This is a genomic window from Gilliamella sp. wkB112, from assembly GCF_001690685.1.
In the GTDB taxonomy this organism is placed as follows: domain Bacteria; phylum Pseudomonadota; class Gammaproteobacteria; order Enterobacterales; family Orbaceae; genus Gilliamella; species Gilliamella apicola_J.
The window spans coordinates 25,221-41,949 of the sequence record NZ_LZGL01000018.1 but is presented as its reverse complement, the minus strand read 5'-3'; the positions used below and the strand labels follow the sequence as shown (position 1 = coordinate 41,949).

Genomic DNA, 16,729 nt, shown 5'->3' with positions numbered 1-16,729 from the left:
CATTAAAATCAAACTAACGAAAGTTTGTTTACCCAATCGACAACATCATTTTTGGCATTCTCAATTTTGTCTCGATAAATTGTCAATCCATCTTGAGCATGAAAATTAGTATGAGGTTGCAGTTTGGCTATAGTTGAGCGAGTATTGGCAAAGCCGCTACCGCCATGTGTTCCAAATGGAATGAGTTTTTTACCGGCAAAATCATGTTGCGACATAAAAGAATAAACGGGTGTAGGTAAATCTGCCCACCAAATAGGATAACCGAATAAAATAGTATTGTATTGATCGAGGTTGTTGAGAGTATGCTTAAGCGCGGGTCGATAATTACTATTTAATTCATTTTTGGCTTGAGCAATTAACTTGGCATGATCAGTAGTGTCATAAGGAACAGTGGTTTCAATACGGAATAAATCTACATTTTTTAATGCTTCTTGAATAACCATCGCCATATACTGGGTATTGCCTAAGATTTGATTATTAACCGTAACCGTACTATTTTCACGATGTTCAGGGAGAGTACTATTCGTTTCTGGTAATGAATAGTAAACAATTAAAATAGAGTTACCATTTGGCTGCGTGGTGGGTGATTGAGCGTAGACTTTATTATTTGATAATAGATAACCAGCGGTAATTGCAGTTAATCCGGTTGCCATGGTTTTTAAAAAATACCTTCTTGAAACGGTGTTCATCATTTACTTCCTTAATAATAACTTGAACTGGTGAAAATTAGTTGTTAAATGAGAGTAACATGTTGTCGCGAGCAACCGAATACATAATTAAGGCAATTTGTTGCATAAAATAGGCAATTTATCGCTTTTAAGGTATTAATATTTTAATGCATCGATAACTAGTTTGAATACGTTTGAGTGGCCTTGACGACTAGGGTAATAAATATAAAAAGAATCGTAACTAATGGCAAATTCAGCTAATAATTCAACTAGTTGACCGCTGGCTAATTCGTTTTCTACATCGGGTCGGCCTAACCAAGAAATGCCTAAACCATCTAATACGGCTTGTTTACGTATACTACTATTAATTTTAAATTGTGAGTGTGGTTGGTATTTTACTATTTTGCCATTTTCAATAAATTCCCATGTTAATTCCGTGCCATGTTGGGCAGAAATTTGCATGCCTACCAGGCGATGATTATCTAAATCTGTAATTTGTTTAGGTTGATCTTTACCTACTAAATAGCTAGGGCTAGCCACTAATGCCATTTTTAGCGGAGCCGAGATTTTGACCGCGATCATTTCTTTGGCAAGATCGTTACCTAAACGGCAACCCATATCAAAGCCTTGTTTAACAATGTCAGCCCAACTATTATCGGCTTGGATTTCGATTTTAATTTGTGGATATTTGGGTAAAAAATCACGTAATTTAGGATAGATGATATGTTCAATGGCAAAATCTGGTGCATTGATTTTAATAGTACCGGCAGGCGTATTAAGATAATTATTTAATGCATTAACTTCATGATTAATAGAATTAAATAAAGGAGAAATTTGTTGGTAAAGTTGTTTGCCTGCCTCAGTGAGTGAGACATTACGGGTAGAACGATTAAATAGACGTAAATTTAAGCGATTTTCTAATTTGCGTATGCTGTGGCTCACCGCAGAAGAGGAAATTCCCAGCCGTTTGCCTGCTTTTACAAAATTACCGGTTTGGGCAATGGTAATAAAATAGTTCAATTCATTGAAGTTATACATAATATGCTCGGGAATTGTTGAATTTTATTCATCATACCATAAAACAATAGCTAATTTATCTCAATAAAGGGAGTGTCTAAAATAACGATTAGTTAGTCTAAGCAAAATAGTTGCTGCCTGATCATCAGAAAATAGCGAATTCTCTCCATAAACAGTGACCATCGAGGTTAATAATGTCTACAAAAGTGATTGTTTTGAGTGGTGCTGGTGCGATTGGTATAGCCATTGCCAGGCGCATTGCGGTAGGTAAACAATTAGTGTTAGCGGATGTCAACATAGCCAATGCGGAAAAGCAAGCTCAAGAACTGCGTAATGCTGGATTTACGGTGCATACCATTGGTTGTGATGTATCAAATCCAGACAATGTTAATAAATTAGTCGATTTTGCAGTTAAACTTGGCGATATTATGGGACTGATTAATACTGCTGGTTTATCGCCATCACAAGCATCGGCTAAACGCTTATTTGCCGTTGATCTATATGGCACGGCGCTGTTATTAGATTCCTTTGCTGACGTGATGGCAAAAGGCAGTAGTGCGTTAGTGATCGGTTCGCAATCGGCCCATCGGTTAGAACCGTTACCGATTGAACAAACCAAAGCACTAGCATTAACACCTACCGAAGATTTACTTAAGTTACCCTTTATTCAAGCCGTTGATGACAGTTTAACGGCCTATCAACTTTCTAAACGCGGTAATGCTTTGCGTGTACAAGCGCAGGCAGTGAAATGGGGGCATCATGGTGCCAGAATAAACTGTATCAGCGCGGGCATTATTCATACTCCACTTGCTAATGATGAGCTTAATGGCGAACGTAAACAATTTTACCGTAATATGCTTAACAATTTACCGGTGGGGAGAGGTGGTTCACCCGATGAAGTTGCTAATCTGGCGGAACTGATTATGTCCGAAAAAGGCGCTTATATTACTGGCAGTGATTTTTTAATTGATGGTGGTGCCACGGCAAAATTCTGGTGGGGTCAAGCTGACTAATTTAGTTTAAGCTTAATAAGTAATTAAGGAATAAAAATGAACAAGGTAACCGCAGGTAGAGATGTTTTGGGCGATTTTGCCCCAAAGTTTGCACAACTTAATGATGATGTATTATTTGGTGAAGTGTGGTCGCGCGAAAAGCAGTTATCTAAACGTGACCGAAGCATGATCACAGTAACCGCATTGTTAGCCAGTGGTATTTTAGATAGTTCTCTGCAATATCATTTGCAAACAGCTAAAGACAATGGCATAACTAAACAAGAGATTGCTGAAGTGATTACCCATGTAGCCTTTTATATTGGTTGGCCAAAAGCCTGGGCTGCTTTTCGTTTTGCTAAAGATATTTGGACTGATTAATAGATTTTAAAAAGTGGAGATTATATGAACTACGTAAAACTTGGTAATTCCAATATTACTGTATCCAATTTTTGTTTGGGATGTATGAGCTTTGGTGATCCGGCAAGTAAAATGCATGCATGGACGCTTAACCCAACTGAAACCGAAACCATTATTAAACATGCATTAGATCTAGGTATTAACTTTTTTGATACTGCCAATACTTACTCTAATGGAACCAGTGAAGAATATGTTGGACGGGCACTTAAAAACAATATTGCTCGCGAAAAAGTCATATTGGCAACCAAAGTCTATTTTAATGAAGGGCATCTTTCCAAACAGGCAATAGCAAAAGAAATTAACGACTCACTTAAACGCCTTGGTACTGATTATGTCGATCTTTATATTATTCATCGTTTTGATTATAACACTCCGATTGAAGAAACCATGGAAGCGTTAGATGAGTTGGTCAAAGCGGGCAAAGTCCGTGCGTTAGGTGCATCAGCCATGTATGGCTATCAGTTTTTTAATCTCCAGCTTGCAGCTGAAAAGGGCGGTTGGACACCATTTGTTTCCATGCAAAATCATTACAATTTGTTATATCGCGAAGATGAACGTGAACTTATTCCCATTTGTAAACAATATAATGTTGCACTAACTCCATATAGTCCTTTAGCCGCTGGCAGACTTTCTCGTTTAAATTGGCAAACTGATACTTTACGTAGCAAGACAGATAAAGTCGCTATTGCTAAGTATGATGGTACCCAAAAGAATGACAGCAATATAGCACTAAGAGTACATGAACTGGCTGAAAAATATGGTGCTAGCATGACACAAATTGCGTTAGCTTGGCAATTTGCCAAAGGCGTGACTTCACCAATTATTGGCGCCACTAAAACAAAATATCTTGATGATGCAATTGGCGCGCTCAATATAAAATTAACTGAGGAAGATATTAATTATCTTGAAGAATTGTATTTGCCCCATCGCATTATGGGCGCTATTTAACTATTGTTAATATTAAGGATAATTAATATGAAAATAATCGACAAAACTGAATTTGCCAAGGCAGATATATTTGGAGTAGGAGAACCTAATACCTCCTATGCTAACTATTTTGTTGGTAATTCATTTCTTAAACCGTTAACCGATTCAGCCAATACATCCTTATTTCTGGCAAATGTAACTTTCGAACCGGGTTGTAGGAACAATTGGCACATCCATCATGCCAGTGAAGGTGGCGGGCAAATTTTGTTATGCACCGCCGGCAGTGGTTGGTATCAAGAACAGGGTAAAAAAGCAATTAGTTTACAACCGGGCTTTGTTATTGTCATACCGCCAGAAGTCAAGCATTGGCATGGTGCCAAAGCTGATTCTTGGTTTAGTCACATTGCTATAGAAGTACCGGGAGAAGATTTACGTAATGAGTGGTGTGAGCCGGTGTCGGAACAAGAGTATCAATTATTAAAAGGTTAATGTTATTTTTCTTAATGCATTGATTTATAGGGTAATAACAAGATACTAAAGAAGTATCTTGTTAGACAAACCTTATTTTAACTATAATCTGGTAAATGTTAGTTACTTTGATTATTGGCATTTGCGATTAAATATTCAACTAAACAAATAAATAGCGAACATTGGGATAGACTAGAGTAATCATTAGAGAAAAACTCATTTCCATAAATGTCAGTGATAGTGATAGTATTTTTCCAATTATGGGTGCCAATTGATTGTAACTGATTATAAGGGGATACATTGATGTTATCAAATTGGATTTGATTTTGAGTTAATATGATCTCTTTTTTCTGATCATCAAAATTTTTTAAATAATTACGGCCGACTAAATAGTTTAATAAATTATTCTTATTTTCTATATATTCAAAACTTAATGATTTATTTTGCGCAAGAAGCGCTAGTTTTTCTTCAAAGACTTCATCTATATAGTTTTGTAACCAAGCTTCTTTGTTGCCGCCACTTAATTTATTAGAACTATAATATGTTTGGTCATCATCCATTTGGATGCTAAGAATGGAAATAAAACCATGTTGATCAGGGAAAAAATAGAGATTTTTTACCTGATTGTATGAATAACTTACCGGTTGCCTACCTTTTTTAATTATTAAACCTTTTTCAAAAAATTGCATGTCAGTATTTTTACGTGCAAAAAAGGAAAATACTGCATAAAGAATTAAATCAACGATGGTTGCAATAGTAATAAGTACAATTGTTTCGTTTAAGGATAATAGATTGATTAGATAAAGAGCTAGAAGAGATATAAATTCGAATGCAAATAAAATATAAACTGTCAATTTCGGACCAAGTCCTAGTTTAGTAAGATGAACAATCTTTATTCCCAAGGGTGACGTTGTCATAGATTAATTTCCTTTTTTAGAAAATACTTTTAATTATAGATATTTATTAATAAATCTAAGTTAGCTATTATTCAGATTTTTGGTAGTGAAAGTTTAAATTTAACCTATTTTTATGGCTGATTTTATACAAAGTAAGGGATTATTTTAAGAACCATTTGGGCTTTTATCAATTTTTATTAACATAAATACTTTTGGTAAATAACTTCTTTAAATATATCCGACTTTGTAACAGGCACCATATCTATTAATATAAATACTGATAATAACTTAATAAATCCCATATACTGCTGTTCCTCACCATTTTTCATCGCTAATACCAAATATTATAGCGATTTTTGGATTCTTTTTCGTGGAATATGATGGACTATTACTATCGATTTACTAATTCTTGTATAATTATTTTATGGAATATAAGCTCTATAACTTGACAAGTTATGTGATCATATAATATTACATAAATATTTTTTTCAGTATGATTTATTAGCAAGCATAATGATAACTTTTTGAGGTAAATACATATGGGTACAAAATTAGCTAAGTAGTGTTTATTGTAATCTATAGATAGACGAGAAAAATATCATTTTTATGATAAAAAAAAATTATAAGGTATGTTGCTCCGAAACTTGGGGCTGGGAACTTAAATCTTTCTAGTGGCGGCAATAGCTTATTCATATTGATCCTTTTTAATTATATTTTTTAATAAACCATGAGTAAAAATATAGAATTACTACTAAACCCATACCGTCAGCTTGAAGCTTGGTATTTATATCATTTATATTCTTTAGAATATGGTGAGCGTTGTTTATCGGCGTTGCAGGCTATTTACGATAAAGTGATGGAGTATGACAAACTCAATAAAAAACGATATTCGCGCTGGTCATCAGAAAAAACGTTATATTACTTTTGGCAGGATTTTGCTATCGACCGCTTTATCGGTCCTAAGTTATCGGAACTTAAAGAAAAAGTAACTATTAAACGTAAATATCCATTGCAAGCAGTCAATTTCTCTATTGGAATCGCTGATTTTATGCGAGTTAAGTCGGATAGTTTGTTTTTTGATGATGCGCTACCACAAGGGATTGATGCTAATGCTCCTGGTGAAATTAATGACTTATTGAAAAAAGATTCTGGATTAGATGGTCGTATTCAAGAATTAATCAGTGATAGGGGAGGATGCCCTATATTATCAGTTGTTAGAAACCTATTCGATAATAAAGTGCGGGATTATTGGGATGTATTTGTTGCCAAAGATGCAAGCAATCCTTTTGTGCAAGGTTGTTTAACCGAACCAGCAGTCTATCCCAATTATTTAATTCACTGGTCAGAAACATTCCCTACTGGTAATCCTATTACTCAAACTGGAGTATGGATGCCGGAGCATAATTATATGCCTATGTATTACTATGATAAACCAGATGGTGAATTCCTAGAAATATCTTATCCTCAGGAAAAAATTATTCTTGGTCCAAAAGAATATGGTTTAACGCCAACGTTTAACTATCAAACTGAAACTAGCACAAGTCAAGGCAATATGAGAAGTCCTACTATTTGGACTTTTATTGAAGAAATTCCACCTAATACCGAAGGTATTCCTAATAACCCACTAAGGTTAGAGCATTTGCGTATTCCTTTAGAACCTGATTCGACGTTAACTAACAATGATAAACATTATGAAACTTATCAAGAGGTAGTTGAAAGATATAAAAACTTTTACCATAATATTAAGGATACTTTAAAATAAATTGAGTATAAATCTTTATTCATAATGTACGTGTTGGGCGATCTCTGTAGCAAAACAAGCGTTAATATATATGGAAATAAACCATGAGTAAAAATATAGAATTACTACTAAACCCATACCGTCAGCTAGAAGCTTGGTATTTATATCATTTATATTCTTTAGAATATGGTGAACGTTGTTTATCGGCGTTACAGGCTATTTACGATAAAGTGATGGAGTATGACAAATTCAATAAAAAACGATATTCGCGCTGGTCATCAGAAAAAACGTTATATCACTTTTGGCAGGATTTTGCTATCGACCGTTTTATAGGTCCTAAGTTATCGGAGCTTAAAGAAAAAGTAACTATTAAACGTAAATATCCTTACCAATCGGTCAACTTTTTGATTGGAATTGGTAGTTTTATGCGAGTTGCGTCAGAAAGTTTGTTTTTTGATGATGCGCTACCACAAGGGATTGATGCTGATGCTCCAGGTGAAATTAATGACCTATTGAAAAAAGATTCTAGATTAGATAGCCGTATTTATGATTTACTCAGTGATAGAGGGGGCAACCCCGCATTATCTGTTGTTATGGATTTATTCGATAATAAAGTGCGTGATTATTGGGATGTATTTGTTGCCAAAGATGCAAACGATCCTTTTGTGCAAGGTTGTTTAATAGAGCCAGCAGTCTATCCAAATTATTTAATTCACTGGGCAGAAACTTATCCTACTGGTAATCCTATTACCCAAACTGGGGTATGGATGCCTGAACATAACTATATGCCTATGTGTTACTGCGATAAACCTGAAAGGAAGTTATTAGAAATATCCTACCCACAGGAAAAAATTATTCTAGGGCCAAAAGAATATGGATTAATCCCCCCATTTAATTCGGAAACAGAAACTCAAACAAGCCAAGATACTATTGATAGTCCTACTATTTGGACCTTTATTGAAGAGGTACCACCTAATACTGAAGGTATTCCTAATAACCCGTTAAGGTTAGAGCATTTGCGTATTCCTTTAGAACCTAATTCGACGTTAACCAACAATGATAAACATTATGAAACTTATCAGCAGGTAGTTGAAAGATATACAAGGTATTACTTTCAATTTAAGCAACAAATGGAACGAATAGGAGTTGATAAATAGAACAAAATGGGAATAAAAAATAATTTCATCTAATTAACCAGTAAACAACATCGTGACTATTTTAAATTTTTATTATCCTTTTCAATGAGTGCCTCTAATATAGCTTTAATTTGCTTTCCTGGATTGTCGACATTTTGTAATAACAAACCTTCAGTGAGTGCGATAAATATTTGCGCTAAAGATTCAGGGGACAAGGATGGTTTGACTCCTTTAAAAGCAAATACTTTACAAATTATTTCCCCTAATGCTTTATTATTTTCTTGTTGGAACTGGTAATAAAAAGATTTAAATTGCGGATCCCTGCTAGCAATAAGTTGCATTTCTATATCTAAAATAACACAAGCAGTATTGTTTTTTATATGGTCAAAATAAGCATTTAAACCATTAGTAGAAATGGTGTGTTTTTTATCATTAATATTAAGTGATGACTTTAATAGGGTTCTTTCTTCATCCTTAAGCTTTTCTGTAAGTTGCAATAACAAGTCGTACTTATTTTCAAAATTAGAAAAAAAGGCACCTTTAGAAAAACCAGCAGCTTCTGTTATTGAGTTAATACTGGTTTTTTCAAAGCCAAACTTAGTTATTTGCTCCATTGCTGCCGTAAATAACATTTCTTTAGTTTGTTGTTGCTGTTGTGCTCTTGTCATTCTTTGCATTTCAAATGCTCTGTATATTCTTAAATGTTATTAAAAGTTAACTTAAAGTAGATTGTTAATTAACAGGTATTAATATATCATGCTTAAATACAAATACCAATTGGTATCTGGATTTTGCTTGGTATTTAAAATCGCTATCTTATTCAAAGAGGGGTATTCATAATGAACGTAGTCTTTGTTACTGGTGGAACGGGGTTGTTAGGTAGTAGTATTGTTAGAAATTTGATTGAGCGCAATGTCAAAATTAAAATTCTGGCTAGATCTGTGGATAAAGCTAAGAAACTATTTCAAAACCCACTAGTAGAAATTATTGAGGGTGATATTCTTAATGTCCAAGGGTTTGCTGACCACTTATCAGGTTGTGATACATTATTCCATTGTGCCGCTTTTTTTAGAGACAACTATAAAGGTGGAAAACACTGGGATGAGCTTTTTGATACTAATGTAAAGGGAACAGAGCAAATTTTAGAAGCAGCTTACAAAGCAGGAATTCGTAAAGCCGTGTATACCTCTTCGATAGCTACACTTTATGGTGAAAAAAATCAGTTGATTAATGAAACCATGGAACGTCCACTTGAAGGTACTGATAACTATTATAAAAGCAAAATATTAGCCGAGCGTAAAGTTAAAGAGTTTTTAAATAGACACCCTGATATGTTTACTACAATTATTTTACCTGCATGGATGTATGGACCATTTGACATGGGACCAACTTCATCAGGGCAATTGATTTTAGATTATATTGCCGGCAAAATGCCGGGTATTCTACCAGCAAGTTTTTCGGTAGTGGATGCCCGAGATGTTGCTGAACATCACATTGTGTCTTTGGAAAAAGGTCGAAGTGGTGAAAAATACCTTGCAGCAGGGCGTTATATGGAAATGAAAGATATTTTCGAATTACTCGAAAAAACGACTGGTATTAAGATGCCAACTAAATTTATTCCATTTTGGTTATTGAAAATTATTGCATTAGGGCAAGAAATCTATCATTTAATCACCCGTAAACCAATTCTACTTAGTTACTCTTCGGTTAAATTAATCGGAACAGAATACCAACGTACACATTTTAGTCATGAAAAAAGTGCTAAAGAGTTAGGTTGTGAATTTAGACCTTTAGAAGCTACCTTCAAAGATGCCGTCACTTGGTATAAGCAAAATAATTATATTTCCTAATTACTATCGCTTCCTTTTTTAAAAAGGAAGCAACATAGCCTATGATTTTCCTTCTGATTGATAAGTATTATTAGTCATAGGTTATGTTATTCATTTAATCATTTTACCTAAAAACATAATATCGAAGGCTATAACAACTATAATATGCTATATTTAAATTCACTTAGAACAATTCATTGGGAGTATAAGATGACTAAATTAAGACATGAAAATGGACTGAAAAATATCGCGCAATTATATGGAGAACTTGTTGCTAATGGTTTAAAAGAAAACGCCAAATTAGCAACTAAATTTGATGAATATATCTGTGATTTTGCTTATGGTGATATTTATAGTCGCAATAGCTTATCTTTACAGCAAAAACAATTAGTTACAATTTCATCCTTAATTACTCAAGGCTGTGTTCAAGATGAACTAAGAATGCATATGCATGGTGGTTTAAATGCGGGATTAACTGAAGAACAAATTTTAGATATTTGTGTACACTGTTTACCTTATGTTGGCTTCCCTCGAGTAACTAATGCTTTAAAAACCGCTCATGATGTTTTTAAAGAACGTAAAAAATGAAGCTAATTGTTAGATCCGGTTTGAGCTACTACAAATAAAATTTTCGTCACCAAAAACTAGTGATAATTTAGCTCATACCTAGAGATTTTTATTAACATAATTTTCAATGTATTCTTTAAAAACTCGCACCCGGTTAGGTAGATAATTTCTGTCCTTAAATATGAGATAGATTGATCTGGCGTTACCTATCCAATCCGGCAAAATTTGCACTAATTCACCATTAGCTAGGCTATTTTTGACAAATTGCGATGGTACAAAACAGATCCCCATTCCTGCTTTCGCAGCATCTATGATAAGTTCAGTATCGTCCATAACTAAGCAGGGATTAGCACGGACTTCGTAGTATTCGGGTTTATTGGTATTCTTTAAAGACCAACTTAGATTATTGCTAATATTAATCAAATTTTTATCCAATAAATCAGCAGGATTTGTACAACCACCTATTTGTTGTAAATATTCTTTAGAGGTACATAATATATTTTTCGATACCAATAGCCTTTTAGCGATCCAATCACTATCGGCTAGATCGCCAACTCTAATTGCAATATCAATGTTCATATCAGCTAAATCAACAAATTTATTAGTTGCCATTAAATCTATTTTTATGTCTGGATACTCTTTCTTAAATGAGTAAATACATTTACCAAACCATTGATGGGTTAAGCTAATTGGTGTGGTTACTTTAATGGTTCCACATAATTTTTGGTGATAATCATCTAGATTTTCTGCGGCTTCAATGAATTCATCAACTAAGTTAGTAAATTTAGCCATATACATTTGACCTAATGTGGTAAGAGTGATCTTCCTACTACTCCTATACATCAAAAGACCACCAATGGCTTGTTCTAATTGCGTTAAACGTCTGCTTATGGTCGGTGACGGTATTGAGAGTTTTTTAGCAGCTTTAACAATACTGCCTTCTTTAATTACGTTAATAAAAATTATGAGATCATCAAAAGATAGTTTCATTTTTGGAATTTAATGTTGTTATTTTGTTTATTGTACTATAAATGAAATGAAAATAAAATTGAACTCAGTTTACTAATAATCATCTAAGTTGACTCAAATTATAATGAGGCATTGAATCAAATATTAGCATTACGGAACCATAAAAATCATAAGCACCCAAGAGTAGTGATGTTGCCGTAATTTTATATTTGGAATTAATTCTCCAACAAGAATTACTGATAGCTTCAATAATCTTAGATGTCTTATTTTAGATATAATGGAGATTAAAATGAAAAATCGCCAAATGGCATTGTTGCTGGTTACATTATCTACTTTTTTTTGGGGATCTAATTTTAATGCTGGTGTGACAGTTGTCGCAGAAATGTCTCCTCTGATTGCCGCATCAGAACGGTTTATTATTGCTAGTTTAGTTATTTTTATTTACATGGTTATTAAGGCTAAAAATAATATAGTTGCATTTAAATTAAATTGGCTTGCATTCATTCTACTAGGGTTATGTGGTATTACAGGGTTTAATTTAGCGTTCTTTATTGGGTTGCAAACCACCTCGGCGATTAATGGTGCTCTTATTATGGCAACTTCGCCAGTAACTACCGCGTTAATTGCCTCAATCATAGATAAACATCAAGTAACTTGGTCACAAAGGGTAGGGATGTTAATTAGTTTAGTTGGTGTGGTTTTGGTGATCAGTAATGGCAATATAACAAATATCATCAAATTACAATTCAGTGGTGGAGATTTAATTATCTTATTAGGTAATTTAGCTTGGGCGATTTATACCGTTGGTTGTCGTAAATTTATCTCCAACTCAACCCCATTACAAACAACCAGTTTTACGATGTTATTTGGTACAATGGGCATAGTATTATATTCAGTTTGTCATGGTGGTTTGGCACCAAATTTTGAAAACATTACTCTATCTAATCATATGATTCTTATTTATATGGCAATAGCTGGCTCAGTTTTAGCTTATTTATTCTGGAATGTTGGCATAAAAGAACTAGGTGCTGCTACTACATCTGTATTTTTTAATTTAGTCCCAGTTTTTACGATGTTGCTTGCTTTAATAACAGGCTTAATTCCAAATGTATTACAACTAGTAGGTGCCGTTTTGGTGATTGGCGGGGTAATTTATGCCACAGGTGCTTATAGGATAATGATAAAAAATAGTTAAATTCTCTTTGATAAAGTTATGATTGCCTAATTGTAAAGTAGTGTGATTAATTGGTCACAGTATTTAATGAATTTAATCTGTAATAGTGATTAAATTCAGTTTTTAATAACTTAGCCAGCGATTTACTAAATACTTATGTATCATTATTTAAATGCAGTTTGATATTAATTTCATATCGCAAAATAAGTATTTTGGTATTGTTGGTTTTTGTTTTATTCTTGCAAACCTTTAGTTAATACCTTTATTTTCTATTTCTGCATTTTTCCTCTATTAGTATGGTTGATTAGCGTATTTTAGTTTTCATCTGCAATAATTAATTTTAGTAAACTTAATACTAGCGTTATGCCTTGATATTTTGCGATGGTTAAAATGCAGCGATGAGTATTACTCGCAATTTAAAAAGGAATTCAGATTATGGAATCAAATACTATTCCCGTAGTAAAACAAGCAAATACTAGTATTTTCATATCCGCTGCATTAATTGTGCTGTTGGTTGGTTCGGTCTATATAAGTCAACTGATTTTCCAAGAAATATCCAAAAGCTTTAATATAAATATCTTGGATGCAAGGTTTGTTTTCAGTTTATCTTGTTTTTTCTATGCAATTTCATTTTTCATTTATGGTCCCTTATCAGATAGAGTCGCTACTAGATTATTAGTATTATTTGGTTGTATTGGGACAATCTTCTGCTTAGTTATAGCCAGTGTGGCGGATTCATTCCAAATACATTTATTTATGATGTCTTTGACCGGTTTTTTTGCTGCATCAGTGCCTGCAGCTTTATTTGCCTATACAGCCAAAAATACGCCCAATGAAAAATTACCCCAAGCCATGGGAGTAATGCTTTCGGCTTCAATTGTAGGTATTATTTTTAGTCGTAGTATTGTTGCTATGATGGCTGATCTTTGGTCTTGGCAGTTGGCTTTTATTATTTATGCGGGTTTTATTTTGTTTGCCTGCTTATTTATTCCTTTTGGCATAAACAACAGTAATAATACTTCTAATGCTAATGTTAGTATTGCTAACATTTATTTAGCGGCGGCAAAATTACTACTTAATATCAAAGTGATTATATTTTTAATGGTCGGTTTTTTATTATTTTTTGTTTATCTTGGACTATCTTCATTTTTAACCTTTTATCTAAAAGGTGCGCCATTTTATCTTTCATCAACCGTGCTAGGATGGTTAAACTTTGCCGGTATAAGTGCCGTTATTGGTGCCACAATTACTGGTAAATTGTCGCAAACGGTTAGTGATAAGAAGTTATTAATTATTTGCCTATTATGCGTGAGTGCAGCCGTCATCACAATTGGATTCAGTCTAAACTTATTTTGTATTGCACTGGGTATTTTTGGTTTATTTCTTTTTGTTTTTGGTATTCAACCAATTGTCATTTCATTACTTAATCAAATTGTACCAATAAATTCACGTGGAGCCATTTCATCTTTATATTTACTCTCTTGCTTGGCTGGAGGCAGTATTGGTACCTATATGTTAGGTATTCTTTATGAAAATCTAAATTGGTATGGAGTAATTTTTGCATGTATTAGTTTGACATTAGTTAATGTAGCTTTGGCGTGGTTGGGAATGAAGTTAATAAAAAAATAACCAGAAACATAAACCACAGATAGAAGGGTTTTCAATTAAATATCCCATTGTTTTAAATGGTAAATCCAAGCTTTACCTGCATGCTATTAATTTAGTTGCTTGGATTAATCCATGAGAATAGAATAAACAAAGTAAAAAAGTAATAAGATGCAAGCAGGCAGGTTTATTTACATTAGACTTCCAAGATGGAGATTACATATTATGTATTGATACTTCTAAGTTTAATGATCTTCAAGAAGCTCCGTTAGTTTTAGTTGACCCGGTAACGAAGGAAAGCTGTTTGGTAAGTAATTCATTTATAGATTATTTAATAGACTATCTCAATGCTTAAAACATATGAGATATGTGGGGATGGGATCTTATTAGGTCGCGGGAAATAGCCTCAATCACTATGATGAATAATGGCATTATATTATTATGCTTTTAATTATCAGTACTGATTCATAGTTAAGTTCAGGAGTTAAATATGTTTGTATCAAAATATAAGGTGCCTCAAAATATAGATGGACTTTTTGATAAAATTGAAACAATCACTCAAATAAAACTTAGCAAAAGCTATTTGAAATTTTTAAGAAGATTTAATGTTATCGAGTTTGATGAAAATTATGATCTTAAATTAAAAAAAAATACCATTTCAATTGAAATGATATTTGGTTTCTCAAAACAAAAACAGGAAGATATTGAGGCTGTTAGTCTTTTTTATAAACATAGAATTCCCTCAAACTATTTACCTGTTGCTGCAATTAACTCAGGGGATATAGCTTGTATAGATTCTAAAGGTAAAATATATCACTGGAATCATGAAATAAATGATTTATATTTTGACAAAGCCCCTAATACCTATCAACAACAAAACGTAACACTACCTTTAATAGCTGTATCATTTGACAGTTTTTTAAAATTAATCACTATAAATACTGATGCCGAGGAAAAAACAGAAGTAAAGTATGATGTATATTTGGATACAACAGTGCCTTTTCCAGATCAAGTTCTCAATATTTTTTTTAAAAATCCTAAGCTATTTTTTTCAAATGATACTCAGAATCGAGTGAAAATATATTTGAAAAAATTAGAACTTTCTGAAAAAGGAAAAGAACTGTTAGCTTTGTTGAAAAAAGAAAATCTACTGTAATAGAAAATCAGGAAGTGAACAAAATCAAGGAGCTGATAAATTTGGTAGTAATCTATATAAAGTATCTACAGAAGATTTAGCTAATTCAGGAAAACCCGGATAATAATAGCAGAGGAGGCTAGGGTTATTACAGCAAATGATACTAATAAAAAAGTTAGTAGAGAAGCAAATAATGTGTACCAGAACATGAAGAGAAATAATGAGCTACTTGTACATGGAGAAGTAACAGAAAACCAAATATCTAAATGTCGATAGTTTAGGAGATATGCCAAATGTCTAAAATTAGTATTAGAATTGCAGGGAATACAGAAGCGGCATGTTTTTATGCTATACAGACTAAAGGTTATCAAATAGATGTTTCAGTGCACTATTTATCTGATGATGATACAGATTGTTTATATCAGTTTGATGCCCAAAAAGATAATCTATATTTTAGTGCTACTGATCCAATAGAGCTTCTTGGTTTAATTTGTCTGTGGGAAGTTAGAGGAAATAATTGGTTACCAACTAAAAATGAAGCAAGTCAGTATCTTAAAATAAGATATGATGCTCCAACTTATGATAAAAACAATAATTTAATTGAAGATTAAAAAATCTTTAAGATATAAAAAGTAATTTTACATTTAAGTCCAGTTAGATATTGTGCCCCTGATATAGGTAAATTTACCCGACCCGATAGGATTGTTAAGTTGTAATAACCTTTATCAGTATGCCCCTAATCCTATTAGTTGGATTGATCCTTGGGGATGGGCTAAAAGACCTTGCGGTGGAGGTAGTGATGAAAATACAAACCCGTATCAGACTCGTATTGATCCAAAAAATCCTGGGAGACCTGATCCTAGATACTCGATAGACTCTCATATGTTTACTAGTGGGGATATTACATCTAAAGGTGGCATTCATAATACTCAACAATTTTGGGAACAATGGAGTCAATTACAGCCAGAATCATTAAGTGCAAGTAATAAATATTTAAGTGAGAACTACTCTACATTAAAAGTTTCACCAAGAATTGATGATACGTGGATAAGAATGTTTCCTGAACATGCTAATTATAAAGGAGATGTATTAATACATCATCATGTGGATTTCGGGCAGTATGTAATACCTGTACCAGGTAAGACACATGTGGGTAGTGGTGGTATTTGGCATACAAAGTGAGGTTAT

Annotated in this window: 18 protein-coding genes and 1 pseudogene; 14 read left to right on the top strand and 5 right to left on the bottom strand. The window is 33.3% G+C overall.

Annotated features, from left to right (window positions below; translation table 11 throughout):
* Positions 1 to 8: 8 nt before the first annotated feature.
* Positions 9 to 692: a flavodoxin gene (locus A9G12_RS09770; RefSeq protein WP_065565667.1), complete on the bottom strand. Its 684-nt coding sequence runs from the start codon at positions 690 to 692 to the stop codon at positions 9 to 11.
* A 132-nt stretch (positions 693 to 824) separates the two neighbouring features.
* Positions 825 to 1,706 (bottom strand): LysR family transcriptional regulator, encoded by an 882-nt coding sequence (locus tag A9G12_RS09765; protein WP_065565666.1) that lies wholly within the window; start codon positions 1,704 to 1,706, stop codon positions 825 to 827.
* A 173-nt stretch (positions 1,707 to 1,879) separates the two neighbouring features.
* On the opposite strand from A9G12_RS09765, the gene A9G12_RS09760 reads away from it, so the two are divergent.
* The 4 genes from A9G12_RS09760 to A9G12_RS09745 are packed head-to-tail and all read left to right on the top strand — an operon-like array spanning position 1,880 to position 4,510.
* Entirely contained in the window at positions 1,880 to 2,698 is an 819-nt protein-coding gene (locus tag A9G12_RS09760; protein ID WP_065565665.1) for an SDR family oxidoreductase, read from the top strand.
* Positions 2,699 to 2,734: 36 nt separating this feature from the next.
* Positions 2,735 to 3,055: a carboxymuconolactone decarboxylase family protein gene (locus tag A9G12_RS09755; RefSeq protein WP_065565664.1), complete on the top strand. Its 321-nt coding sequence runs from the start codon at positions 2,735 to 2,737 to the stop codon at positions 3,053 to 3,055.
* A gap of 24 nt (positions 3,056 to 3,079) precedes the next feature.
* Positions 3,080 to 4,042 carry an aldo/keto reductase gene (locus tag A9G12_RS09750; protein ID WP_065565663.1) on the top strand — a complete coding sequence of 321 codons (963 nt, stop codon included), beginning with the start codon at positions 3,080 to 3,082 and terminating at the stop codon, positions 4,040 to 4,042.
* A 27-nt stretch (positions 4,043 to 4,069) separates the two neighbouring features.
* Positions 4,070 to 4,510, top strand: a complete 441-nt coding sequence (locus A9G12_RS09745) for a cupin domain-containing protein (protein WP_065565662.1) — start codon at positions 4,070 to 4,072, stop codon at positions 4,508 to 4,510.
* A 98-nt stretch (positions 4,511 to 4,608) separates the two neighbouring features.
* Here A9G12_RS09745 and A9G12_RS09740 read toward each other — a convergent pair whose 3' ends face one another.
* Complete coding sequence (locus tag A9G12_RS09740; protein WP_065565661.1) at positions 4,609 to 5,406, bottom strand: hypothetical protein; 798 nt, start codon at positions 5,404 to 5,406, stop codon at positions 4,609 to 4,611.
* A 706-nt stretch (positions 5,407 to 6,112) separates the two neighbouring features.
* On the opposite strand from A9G12_RS09740, the gene A9G12_RS09735 reads away from it, so the two are divergent.
* The gene (locus A9G12_RS09735; RefSeq protein ID WP_065565660.1) at positions 6,113 to 7,147 is read left to right on the top strand and encodes a hypothetical protein; all 1,035 of its coding nucleotides are present in this window, start codon (positions 6,113 to 6,115) and stop codon (positions 7,145 to 7,147) included.
* Positions 7,148 to 7,230: 83 nt separating this feature from the next.
* Entirely contained in the window at positions 7,231 to 8,283 is a 1,053-nt protein-coding gene (locus tag A9G12_RS09730; protein WP_065565659.1) for a hypothetical protein, read from the top strand.
* 56 nt (positions 8,284 to 8,339) lie between these two features.
* Here A9G12_RS09730 and A9G12_RS09725 read toward each other — a convergent pair whose 3' ends face one another.
* Complete coding sequence (locus A9G12_RS09725; protein ID WP_065565658.1) at positions 8,340 to 8,939, bottom strand: TetR/AcrR family transcriptional regulator; 600 nt, start codon at positions 8,937 to 8,939, stop codon at positions 8,340 to 8,342.
* Positions 8,940 to 9,101: 162 nt separating this feature from the next.
* Between A9G12_RS09725 and A9G12_RS09720 the strand changes: the two genes are divergently transcribed.
* Together A9G12_RS09720 and A9G12_RS09715 are read left to right on the top strand one after the other, a co-directional pair.
* Complete coding sequence (locus A9G12_RS09720) at positions 9,102 to 10,112, top strand: SDR family oxidoreductase (RefSeq protein ID WP_065565657.1); 1,011 nt, start codon at positions 9,102 to 9,104, stop codon at positions 10,110 to 10,112.
* Positions 10,113 to 10,301: 189 nt separating this feature from the next.
* Positions 10,302 to 10,679: a carboxymuconolactone decarboxylase family protein gene (locus A9G12_RS09715; protein WP_065565656.1), complete on the top strand. Its 378-nt coding sequence runs from the start codon at positions 10,302 to 10,304 to the stop codon at positions 10,677 to 10,679.
* Positions 10,680 to 10,757: 78 nt separating this feature from the next.
* Here the strand turns inward: A9G12_RS09715 and A9G12_RS09710 are convergent, their stop codons facing one another.
* A complete protein-coding gene (locus tag A9G12_RS09710; RefSeq protein ID WP_065565655.1) occupies positions 10,758 to 11,648 on the bottom strand; it encodes a LysR family transcriptional regulator in 891 nt (296 codons plus the stop codon).
* 268 nt (positions 11,649 to 11,916) lie between these two features.
* On the opposite strand from A9G12_RS09710, the gene A9G12_RS09705 reads away from it, so the two are divergent.
* From A9G12_RS09705 to A9G12_RS12360, 6 genes and pseudogenes are all read left to right on the top strand, one after another.
* Positions 11,917 to 12,822, top strand: coding sequence for a DMT family transporter (locus A9G12_RS09705; RefSeq protein WP_065565654.1), 906 nt, complete (start codon positions 11,917 to 11,919; stop codon positions 12,820 to 12,822).
* Positions 12,823 to 13,236: 414 nt separating this feature from the next.
* Entirely contained in the window at positions 13,237 to 14,430 is a 1,194-nt protein-coding gene (locus tag A9G12_RS09700) for an MFS transporter (RefSeq protein WP_065565653.1), read from the top strand.
* A gap of 466 nt (positions 14,431 to 14,896) precedes the next feature.
* A complete protein-coding gene (locus A9G12_RS09695) occupies positions 14,897 to 15,562 on the top strand; it encodes an SMI1/KNR4 family protein (protein WP_065565652.1) in 666 nt (221 codons plus the stop codon).
* Between the two features lie 272 nt (positions 15,563 to 15,834).
* Positions 15,835 to 16,152, top strand: coding sequence for a hypothetical protein (locus A9G12_RS09690; protein ID WP_065565651.1), 318 nt, complete (start codon positions 15,835 to 15,837; stop codon positions 16,150 to 16,152).
* Positions 16,153 to 16,179: 27 nt separating this feature from the next.
* A pseudogene (locus A9G12_RS12690) lies at positions 16,180 to 16,312 on the top strand (RHS repeat-associated core domain-containing protein); the annotation flags it as partial.
* Positions 16,286 to 16,723, top strand: a complete 438-nt coding sequence (locus A9G12_RS12360; protein WP_442903484.1) for a hypothetical protein — start codon at positions 16,286 to 16,288, stop codon at positions 16,721 to 16,723. The pseudogene A9G12_RS12690 and the gene A9G12_RS12360, both read left to right, overlap by 27 nt.
* The last annotated feature ends 6 nt before the right edge of the window (positions 16,724 to 16,729 follow it).

Coding starts and splice junctions, on each gene's coding strand:
- A9G12_RS09730 (WP_065565659.1), top strand. CDS start 7,231: ATGAGTAAAAATATAGAATTACTACTAAACCCATACCGTCAGCTAGAA.
- A9G12_RS09690 (WP_065565651.1), top strand. CDS start 15,835: ATGTCTAAAATTAGTATTAGAATTGCAGGGAATACAGAAGCGGCATGT.
- A9G12_RS09710 (WP_065565655.1), bottom strand. CDS start 11,648: ATGAAACTATCTTTTGATGATCTCATAATTTTTATTAACGTAATTAAA.
- A9G12_RS09745 (WP_065565662.1), top strand. CDS start 4,070: ATGAAAATAATCGACAAAACTGAATTTGCCAAGGCAGATATATTTGGA.
- A9G12_RS09695 (WP_065565652.1), top strand. CDS start 14,897: ATGTTTGTATCAAAATATAAGGTGCCTCAAAATATAGATGGACTTTTT.
- A9G12_RS09755 (WP_065565664.1), top strand. CDS start 2,735: ATGAACAAGGTAACCGCAGGTAGAGATGTTTTGGGCGATTTTGCCCCA.
- A9G12_RS09760 (WP_065565665.1), top strand. CDS start 1,880: ATGTCTACAAAAGTGATTGTTTTGAGTGGTGCTGGTGCGATTGGTATA.
- A9G12_RS09720 (WP_065565657.1), top strand. CDS start 9,102: ATGAACGTAGTCTTTGTTACTGGTGGAACGGGGTTGTTAGGTAGTAGT.
- A9G12_RS09700 (WP_065565653.1), top strand. CDS start 13,237: ATGGAATCAAATACTATTCCCGTAGTAAAACAAGCAAATACTAGTATT.
- A9G12_RS09770 (WP_065565667.1), bottom strand. CDS start 692: ATGATGAACACCGTTTCAAGAAGGTATTTTTTAAAAACCATGGCAACC.
- A9G12_RS09765 (WP_065565666.1), bottom strand. CDS start 1,706: ATGTATAACTTCAATGAATTGAACTATTTTATTACCATTGCCCAAACC.
- A9G12_RS09740 (WP_065565661.1), bottom strand. CDS start 5,406: ATGACAACGTCACCCTTGGGAATAAAGATTGTTCATCTTACTAAACTA.
- A9G12_RS09750 (WP_065565663.1), top strand. CDS start 3,080: ATGAACTACGTAAAACTTGGTAATTCCAATATTACTGTATCCAATTTT.
- A9G12_RS09705 (WP_065565654.1), top strand. CDS start 11,917: ATGAAAAATCGCCAAATGGCATTGTTGCTGGTTACATTATCTACTTTT.
- A9G12_RS09735 (WP_065565660.1), top strand. CDS start 6,113: ATGAGTAAAAATATAGAATTACTACTAAACCCATACCGTCAGCTTGAA.
- A9G12_RS09725 (WP_065565658.1), bottom strand. CDS start 8,939: ATGCAAAGAATGACAAGAGCACAACAGCAACAACAAACTAAAGAAATG.
- A9G12_RS09715 (WP_065565656.1), top strand. CDS start 10,302: ATGACTAAATTAAGACATGAAAATGGACTGAAAAATATCGCGCAATTA.